Genomic DNA, 8,427 nt, shown 5'->3' with positions numbered 1-8,427 from the left:
CTGGCGCGCTCGGGACGGCCGGCGCCGTTCGCCGCGGCGGCGATCGCCGCCAGCGTCGTAACGATCCGCCCCGATGCCGAGCTTTTTGCCTGGTGGATGGCCGATCTGGTGCTGGCGCAAAGCCTGCGCTGGCCAATGCCACTGCCGCTGCTGATGGCGCAGGCCTTCGGCCCGGCTCTTCGCGGCGAGGCCGGCGGCAAGCGTATCCGACCCGGGGAGAAAAGCTTTGAGCGCGCGGTCTGCGTGGCGCTGGTTCAGGGCGCCGTCGAAGCGTGCCGGCTGGCCGCCGGGATTGGTCGTCGGGCGGAACGGCTCATCACCGTGGCGCCGAAGCTCAGAGCAAAGGGGGCCGGCGATGTCATCGAAAGACTGCTCGACGACGATGCTGTTTCTGGCTCGCTGACGACCAAAACCCTGTCGCGGTTTGCGGCGCGACGCCTGTTCGANAGACTGCTCGACGACGATGCTGTTTCTGGCTCGCTGACGACCAAAACCCTGTCGCGGTTTGCGGCGCGACGCCTGTTCGAACGCCTGCAGCAACTCGAGGCGGTCCGCGAGCTCTCCGGCCGCACCACCTTTCGGCTTTTTGGACTGTAGCGATGGCTGGGACCGCGAGAGCCGAACGCCCGACAGACAAGAAGGACGTCCAGCGAATGCTGCTGGACACGGAGCTCGAGCATCTGCCCGCCGAGCTGCGCTGGCGCGAGTGGATGGGCCGCGTTGAAGCCGTGATTTTTGCGGCCAGCGAACCGGTGACACGCGAGGTGCTGGCGCGGGTGGTGGGCAGAAGCTGCAACATTGACCTGATCATCGACGACATCCGCGCCGAACTCGTCGGCCGCCCCTATGAGCTGGTCGCGGTCGTCGGCGGCTGGCAGCACCGGACGAAGAAAGCCTTTGGCGACGCCATCCAGGCGGCCTTCGGCATGCCCTCGGGGGAGGGGACAAAAGAACTGTCGCAATCCGAGGCGCTTGTCCTGATGTGCATTGCTTATTTCCAGCCGATCACCCGTGGCGAACTGTCTTCCTTCTTCGGCAAGGAGGTGTCGCGCGACCTAATCGGCGTGCTGCGCGCGCAGGCGCTCATCGCCTCGGGGCCGCGCAGCCCGCAGCCGGGCGCGCCTTACACCTATGTGACGACCAAGAATTTTCTCTCGCAGTTCGGGCTCGACACGCTGCGCCAGCTGCCGGACTTCGAGGCGCTCGAGGACGCAGGGCTGCTGTCGAAGGAAAAGTTCCTGGCTGGCGGTATTCCAGCCGGTTTGGCTAACGGGGAGGGTGAGGACGATGTCATTGAGGAGCAGGTGTCGTGAGCAGGGCGTTGTCGCGTGCGACCACAGTGACAGTCGATGACTCAGGACCAGGACGACTGATCGTGCGGCAGGCGGTGATCAGGATCGTGGACCGCGACATGATCGCCGTCGACAAGGTTGGCTGGAAAGATCACCAGGTTGGTGCCACCGGCGTGACGCAGCGATGGAAACAGGATGCCGCGAAGGCCGGCGGGTTATAACCAAATCCGCAAGCTTCCACGATGAGGGAACCTTCTTGTCGATGCGGGCGATCTGGCGCCAGGCACAATCCCACTCCTTCCAAGCGCCGTCCCAGATGTCAGGGTCGAATCCTTGCGAAAGGTCGGCCACCTCGGCGAGCGTGATCTTGTAAGCGGCAAGGGTGGCTGCCGGGACGATGCTCACACCCTGCCTGTATTCGTCGAGCGCCGTCTGGGTCGAACGGGACAGATAGAGCGCCTCTACGCCCGGCCGATTGAAGCGCCCTCCGTCGATCGCCGCGCCTGCACCACTGGTGGGCAGAAAGGCCCATTTGGGTGTCAGATAGCGATGGAAGATCTCGTCCGGCCCGACGCGGGTGACCTTCACCCGCGCGCCCCGTTCTCGAGATCCCGGATGAAGGCCAGGACTGCTTCGACCTGGCCGTCCGCGACGAGTTCGGCCGCCGTGCGATGGCCGTACTCGGCGATCGGTTCATTGCGATACCAGTAGATTGCCTTGTCGACGTCGCCGGTGAGCTCCGTCGCGGCCGAGATCACCTTCACCATCTCGCGCATCCGGCCCTGCAGGCGCTCAGATGAGGGATTGCGCAGCGTGTTGCGATGGACGCCGGTCAATTGCGCCAGATTGGCCACCTTCACGCCAAGCGCCTCCGACAGGCGCTTCGGCGAGATATAGGGTGTGCGCGGCTCCTGAAGGCTATCGACAAAGCCTGAGACCGCGGTGGAATGTGCGAGCTGTACGTGGGCCATGACAATTCTCCGACCTCTCATGCGCACAATATATGCACATTTTAACGCATAGCAAGTAAACGGAAGCCTGGCCCCTTCCAGCGCACTGCGCGTCCTTCCTCATTCTTGAAGCGGTTGCTAACGGCAGCGACGCTCAATCTCGGTCACATTACTGTCCTTTTCCGCCTACCAGACTGGACATGGCTGCGCCAACACCTATGCGACATAGCCAAGGTGGTCATTCCGGACGTGGTGATCCATGAGCTCGGTTAATTCAAGCGGCATTGTTGCTGGTCGGCTCTCGAGGGATTTGCATGTGTACGACCGCTTCGCGCCTCATCTCGGACGTCGTGGCCAATTTTGTGTCGCTCAGAAGCAGACATCTAAGGCGTCCTCCTTGGAGTTCGCCCTGCGCCAGGGTCGAGGCCGCTCCGCGACGGGGTAGAGCGCAGTGTGATAAAGCACAGTCAGGATTCTCAGGTGTGGTCCGAATGCTGCTGATTCAGCAACGTCGACAAGGCCGTGATAATCTGCGGCATAAAGAAGGGCTTGGTGATCATGACGCTTTCCGGCACACCCTCGGCGCCCCAATGGATGGCGCTGTCGCCACTCATGTAGATCACGGGTATCGTTGGGTTGGCTTGGCGCAGATGCCGTGCAACTTCCCAACCGGATTTGCCCGCCCCCAGGCGTATGTCGGTGACGAGGCCCCTGAACTTGCCCGGCTCGGCGTCGAAAGCCGCCATGGCCTGGGCCGGGACTTGAGCTTCAAAGAATGCGCTAGACGTTTCGCGCTCAGGGCTTGGGGCGCGTTTCGATCGGCGCCAGCATTCGGTGTATCTGTTCGACTATCGTGCTGTCGTTGTAGGGTTTGGGGATAAAGTGACTTCCCTGGGGCAGCCGGCTCTGTTCGATGATCGACCTGCCGGAAGCGACGATCAGCTTGACCGGCGGCCATCGGTTTCGGATGTGATGGGCCAATTTGATGCCGTCCATCGTGCCGGGCATGCCGACGTCCGTGAACACCAGAACGATGTCCGTTCGTGCCTCCAGCAGCCGAATTGCCTCCTCCGCATTGCTGGCCTCCAGCGCGTCGTATCCGGCATGGACGACGAGGAACTCTCGGCCCATTTCAGTCATTCACTACCAGGGAGTTCCTGGCGACCTGCGGCTCGGCGATATCTCGAAGCCTATAATTAATCGCGTTCATCGTCCTTAAGTTCGCTAGACCATACGAGACAATACGAATGAAACGGCTTGGCGAACCATCCGCTAACGTATTGATTTTCTGTAGAAAATGGTGACCTCCGGGCCTGCCAACTTGTTACATATCAATAGCTTATGCTTAATTCCTTGAGTTTGAATCGAGCGCTATCAGGTAAGCCTAATGGCTTCTCGGCAAAATTGGTTTTGGGCCTGTTCGTCAATTTTCTCCGTCTCGTTGATGGCACCCGTCACACATAGCCTCAAGAATTCCTGCTTCGAAAGACCTTGCCACGATTCATGGGATAATCGGCGGCAATGGGGTGCATATAGGCGGCAACACAGACCTACCTCTATGCTCATCTCGCGCTGAAGGAGGCCGCACTAGCGAAGGTGACAGCTACGGAGTGGCAAAAAGAAGCAGTCATTCTCTTATTCGATCCCTGAGTGGCAGACAGGGACAAGCTGGAAGTTTGCGTATATCCTGCGGCGTCTTGGAACGGTGGTGTGGAGGCATATCCGCCTACGATGTGGCTCACGGACTTTTAGCCACATTGAGGATGTGGCTAGCTGTCCATTGATTTATGGGAGGGGCTGGACTCGAACGACGACCTCCTGCAAATCGCAGGCCAGACAGCAGGCCCGCGAGCCGATATCTTCAAGCGACGAACAGCTACGCTCACTTAGCCGTCAACAAATTAGATGACGCATGGGCTCGATCTCAGTTGCCGTCGCGGTCTTAGGTCGAGAAAATCGACCGCCCGCCGCCTCACATAGACACCATAGTATAATCGACCTGTGCGGCTCTTTTGGGCAATGTCCGAGCCAAGGTTTTTGCGCCTAGAGGGCCTATGGAGATCATAGTGATGATCGCGCATGTCGCCTAATCTGCCCATCACCTTCATCGTTGACGACGGCGGTTCCGTGTGTGAAGCGCTCGTCAATATGCAGGCTGACAAAGTGAGACTTTTGCGACGGCACGGGAATTTCTATCCCCCACCCGCCGGCACCTCGAGGGAGTTGCCTTCTCCTCGTTATCAATCTTCAGGACTTGAACGGACTGGGCCCGCAGGAGCGCATTGCGATCGATCGAATCGATATGCTAATCATCTTCATTAGGGGCAATGGCGACGACCCGATGACGGTCAATGTAATGAGAGCAGTAGCTGTCGAACTCCTCGTCAAGCCATTGAGCCAAGAATCTCTCTTAGCGGCCAAGCCAAGTGCAATCGCCCGTAGTAGGGACTTATGCGAGAATAGGGCGGCAGGCGCTGCACTAGGGGATCGCTATATCTATGGCATAGATAAATGATTACCTCATATGGGACGGAACGAGGTCAGCATACGGGCGAAAAACAAATCTTGATCTCGATCATTGATGATGACGAGTCAATTCGCGAGTCCGTCGCGGGCCTTGTGCTTTGGATGGGTTTCAGGGTCGCGACATTCGCATCCGGCCCTGAGTTTTTGTCGTCCCCTGATTTCACCGATAGTGCATGCATCGTGTCGGACGTGCAAATGCCGCAGATGACTGGGTTCGAATTGCACCGTCGTTTACAGGACCTTGGCCATAACATTCCGACCATACTGATTTCGGCCTACCCAGATGACGAAGTTCAGGCTCGAGCCTCGGCCGAGGGCATTATTTGTTACCTTTGCAAGCCCTTCAACATTGAAGCACTGGTAGGGTGCATCCGATCGGCGATCGCCACCGGATGATGCCCCCGCTGGAAAGCTTCAATGGCGTAAAGTGACGCGACATGCCCCCCGGCGCACTCGAGGGTTCGCCAAGTTTGCCTGACAATTGCGACTAGGCCGGGGCGGTCATCCTGCGCCTCGTCCCACAGCTCCGTTCGCTTCATCAATCTTACCGGCCATTAACCTCATCAGTTGGGTTTCCGTCAGGCTCGACCTCTTGAATGTTCCGAGCTGCCGCCCGAGAAACAGCACCACGAACGTATCTCCGATCGAATACGCATGCTGGGCGTTGTGCGTGACCAGGATCACGCCGATCCCTGCTTCTTTCGCCCGCTGTACATAGCCGAGCACAATTTCGGTCTGCTTCACGCCAAGGGCCGAAGTAGGTTCATCGAGAATGAGGATGCGAGCGCCAAAATGCACGGCTCGTGCTATCGCGACGCATTGACGTTGACCGCCGGAGAGCGTGTTGATCGGTCTACGCACAGCGACGGAACTGACGCCCAGACCACGCAGAGCGTCCTCGGTTGCCGCGATCGCTCTGCGGGAATCAAATCGCTGGAACGGACCCCAGCCAATTCTTGGCTCTCGGCCGAGAAAAAAATTGCGATACACGGGCATGATAGGCACCACGGCGAGGTCTTGAAAAACCGTTGCGATGCCTCTGTCTAGTGCGTCCGTAGGCGAACCTAAACGCATATCGATCCCGGAAACGCGCACGATCCCCTTGTCGGGCTTCTCCACGCCACTTAAAATCTGGATCAACGTGGACTTGCCGGCTCCGTTGTCACCGAGCAGGCAGACCACCTCGCCAGGCCTGACGGAAAGACTCACGTCCTCCAACGCCGAAACATTCTGGTAAAATTTTGAGACGCAGACCGCCTCAAGGTACGCTTCATTGTTTATGAGCCGCCCCCTCCTGGTTTCATCGCCTGCAATCGCGCGTAGTTATTGATGAGCACCGCTGCCAGAAGCATAAGACCAAGAAACGTCATGAACCAGACGTCAGGCAGCGGAGTGAAGAAGAAGCCCTGGTCGACCATGCCGAAGAGAAGAGCCCCGAAGAGGGAACCGATGGGCGACCCATAACCGCCGGTCAGGAGCGCACCCCCGATGACCGCGGCCGTTACCACCTCGAATTCGCGTCCCACCGCTGCGTTGGCGTCGCTCTGGTTTATGGCATACATGTCCAGCGCGGCCACCAAGGTTGTCGAAACCGCAACAGCTATGTAGAGCAGAATTTTGACCTTTTTGACCGGGATCCCTAACCGGACAGCGGCCCGCTGATCTCCACCTGTCGCGTAAATCCAATTGCCGAAAGCGGTCTTTTCGAGCAGCCATGCCGCCAGCATCGTAACAAGGATCCACCAGACGAGAGAAATCGAGAAGGGGCCGATTGAGGATGCAAACAAAACCGCCAACGGATCCCCGACCGTGGCATCGCGGATGCCATCCACGGTGCTGGTGCCGACCAACATGCGCAGGCCGCCTTGGGCAGCGCCGCGCAGGATGAACAGCATTGCGAGAGTTATGATAAAGGAGGGCAATTTGGTCTTCACGACGAGGAAGCCGTTGATGGTTCCAACGACTGTTGCCACGACGAGGGCGGCGGCTAGTGCGGCTGGAAGCGGCCAACCGCTGTCAACCGCCAGATAGCCCATGATCGCTTCGCTTGCCGCCACCATCGACCCAACAGAAAGGTCGAACTCGCCCGCGACCATCAATAGTGTGACTGGCGCGGCGATAATGCCAATCTCCGCTCCGACTTCAAGATAGTTGCGCGTCATCGGCAGGGTGAGGAACCCTGCCTGGCCCGTGAAAACAGCGAAGAAGACAAAGACGATGATCGTCCCGACGACGGCGGTCAATTCCGGGCGCGCAAGCACCGACACGACCCCTTTGGCACTCATGTTACCCCTGATGCCACTTTGGAATGCATTGACATGCAGCGCCTCCAACCAGATCCTGTTCGCTACTTAGCGACTGGAAGCCGCAAATCTGTTGACGTTGTTCGGAGTGATGACAATGGGCCCGGTAATGAGCACCGGCTCCGCTGGTTGGATGGCTTGGCGAACGTACAATGCCAGCATTACCACTGGATAGTAACCCTGGGCATACTGTTGGGCATCAAGGGCGAAATCAAGTTCGCGCGCTTTGAGGGACGTCGTGGCGGCGGCTGTTACATCGATCGTGCCCCAGTGCATCTCTTTGCCGCGGTCCCCCAGGTCGGCGCGGACTTGGGTCATTGCCGCAATGCAACAGCCGCCGATGGAGAAGACGGCGTCTATCGACGGGTCCTTTTGCAGTTGAGACTCCGTGATTGTCTTGATCCGGTTTGAATTGTTGAAATCGGTCATGGGGATCTCCGCCAAAGCTGACGTTCCCGCGAACGCCTTCTTGAACCCGTTTGTGCGCGCATCAAGAAAGGACAGTGCGCCGATGGGGGCAGTGATGATCAGCGCGTGTTTCGAGCCGAGAGCATTGAATTGGGCAGCGCCCATCGCGCCCTGTTTGCCAGGGTCATCGCCAACGAACGCAAGGGCGCCGACATTGGCAACCTGATCGCCGCCTTGATTGACGATAATCACCGGAATTCCGGCGTCCGCCGCCTTCTTGATCGTCGCGTTTAGCGACGCGGGCGTTGGATCGGACACAATAACACCGTCAGGTTTGGCGGCGATCGCAGCTTCAAGATTTCGGCGCTGCTGGTTGGGATCGTTCAGATTATTCTCGATGCCGCGATACTGGACCTTCACGCCCAGGTCGACGCCTGCTTGCTCTAGACCTTTGATAACGCTCGCCCAATATGTATCTGAGGCAGGCGAATGGGTGACCATTATGAAAGTTGGCTTGGCGAAGGCGCCACCTTCGAAGCCGAAAACGAGCGCGAGTAAGATGGTTACAAACGCGAGCTTCTTGATCATCATCTTTCCCTCTGCTGGATCCGCTGCCCTTTTTTTTGAGCACCAACTCCGCTCCTCGCTGCGGACCCGGGCATTTTCCGCCTACAGTAATGATTGGACCAAACCCCATTTTTTAGCAACTGAGGCGGGCATGGTTTGGCTGCTGTCAACGATCTCAGAATGCGGACACTTATCCAAGATCACGAGGCTTAAAAATCCGGATCAGCGCGAGCCGCTCGCGCGACGGCTTGGCTACATTGGTCGCCAGAAGTCGCTCAAGCTCCCTCGCCATGCAGCCAACTGTGGCAGCGGCTGGTGCCTGTTGCCCTGAACCAGCGAGAGCCGGCGTATCTTTGCGATCATTTCCAAACCAACATCCAA

At 58.6% G+C, this 8,427-nt stretch carries 10 protein-coding genes and 1 pseudogene; 4 read left to right on the top strand and 7 right to left on the bottom strand.

Features of this window, described 5'->3' with window-relative positions:
- Positions 1-597 (top strand): DUF1403 family protein (locus tag X742_RS144930; RefSeq protein WP_023774429.1); only part of this gene is annotated, 597 nt, incomplete at its 5' end.
- Between the two features lie 56 nt (positions 598-653).
- Positions 654-1,313, top strand: a complete 660-nt coding sequence (locus X742_RS144935; RefSeq protein ID WP_156939438.1) for an SMC-Scp complex subunit ScpB — start codon at positions 654-656, stop codon at positions 1,311-1,313.
- A 41-nt stretch (positions 1,314-1,354) separates the two neighbouring features.
- On the opposite strand, the pseudogene X742_RS05050 reads toward X742_RS144935, so the two are convergent.
- The 4 genes and pseudogenes from X742_RS05050 to X742_RS144950 form a co-directional block, all read right to left on the bottom strand.
- A pseudogene (locus X742_RS05050) lies at positions 1,355-1,880 on the bottom strand (RES domain-containing protein).
- Entirely contained in the window at positions 1,877-2,263 is a 387-nt protein-coding gene (locus tag X742_RS144940) for a hypothetical protein (protein ID WP_023774426.1), read from the bottom strand. The pseudogene X742_RS05050 and the gene X742_RS144940 overlap by 4 nt, the downstream one beginning before the upstream one ends.
- 455 nt (positions 2,264-2,718) lie before the next feature.
- Positions 2,719-2,988, bottom strand: coding sequence for a response regulator (locus X742_RS144945; protein WP_023774425.1), 270 nt, complete (start codon positions 2,986-2,988; stop codon positions 2,719-2,721).
- Between the two features lie 49 nt (positions 2,989-3,037).
- A complete protein-coding gene (locus X742_RS144950) occupies positions 3,038-3,382 on the bottom strand; it encodes a response regulator (protein WP_051407702.1) in 345 nt (114 codons plus the stop codon).
- Between the two features lie 1,425 nt (positions 3,383-4,807).
- Here X742_RS144950 and X742_RS144955 point away from each other — a divergent pair.
- Positions 4,808-5,164, top strand: a complete 357-nt coding sequence (locus X742_RS144955) for a response regulator (protein ID WP_245275614.1) — start codon at positions 4,808-4,810, stop codon at positions 5,162-5,164.
- A 105-nt stretch (positions 5,165-5,269) separates the two neighbouring features.
- Here X742_RS144955 and X742_RS144960 read toward each other — a convergent pair whose 3' ends face one another.
- Genes X742_RS144960 through X742_RS144970 form a run of 3 tightly spaced genes read right to left on the bottom strand, consistent with a single transcriptional unit; the run spans position 5,270 to position 8,067 of the window.
- Positions 5,270-6,049, bottom strand: coding sequence for an ATP-binding cassette domain-containing protein (locus X742_RS144960; protein ID WP_031248371.1), 780 nt, complete (start codon positions 6,047-6,049; stop codon positions 5,270-5,272).
- Positions 6,046-7,101, bottom strand: coding sequence for an ABC transporter permease (locus tag X742_RS144965; protein WP_198019247.1), 1,056 nt, complete (start codon positions 7,099-7,101; stop codon positions 6,046-6,048). The genes X742_RS144960 and X742_RS144965 overlap by 4 nt, the downstream gene beginning before the upstream one ends.
- An 18-nt stretch (positions 7,102-7,119) precedes the next feature.
- A complete protein-coding gene (locus X742_RS144970) occupies positions 7,120-8,067 on the bottom strand; it encodes a substrate-binding domain-containing protein (protein ID WP_031248370.1) in 948 nt (315 codons plus the stop codon).
- Here X742_RS144970 and X742_RS1000000174240 point away from each other — a divergent pair.
- A complete protein-coding gene (locus X742_RS1000000174240) occupies positions 8,060-8,377 on the top strand; it encodes a hypothetical protein (protein WP_156939437.1) in 318 nt (105 codons plus the stop codon). The genes X742_RS144970 and X742_RS1000000174240 overlap by 8 nt on opposite strands.
- The last annotated feature ends 50 nt before the right edge of the window (positions 8,378-8,427 follow it).

The sequence above is a fragment of the Mesorhizobium sp. LNHC229A00 genome (assembly GCF_000502415.1).
Lineage (GTDB): Bacteria > Pseudomonadota > Alphaproteobacteria > Rhizobiales > Rhizobiaceae > Mesorhizobium.
The sequence above is the reverse complement of the archived record's forward strand: the minus strand, read 5'-3'. Positions and strand labels throughout refer to the sequence as shown.

Coding starts and splice junctions, on each gene's coding strand:
- X742_RS144945 (WP_023774425.1), bottom strand. CDS start 2,988: ATGGCGGCTTTCGACGCCGAGCCGGGCAAGTTCAGGGGCCTCGTCACC.
- X742_RS144970 (WP_031248370.1), bottom strand. CDS start 8,067: ATGATCAAGAAGCTCGCGTTTGTAACCATCTTACTCGCGCTCGTTTTC.
- X742_RS144950 (WP_051407702.1), bottom strand. CDS start 3,382: ATGACTGAAATGGGCCGAGAGTTCCTCGTCGTCCATGCCGGATACGAC.
- X742_RS144940 (WP_023774426.1), bottom strand. CDS start 2,263: ATGGCCCACGTACAGCTCGCACATTCCACCGCGGTCTCAGGCTTTGTC.
- X742_RS144935 (WP_156939438.1), top strand. CDS start 654: ATGCTGCTGGACACGGAGCTCGAGCATCTGCCCGCCGAGCTGCGCTGG.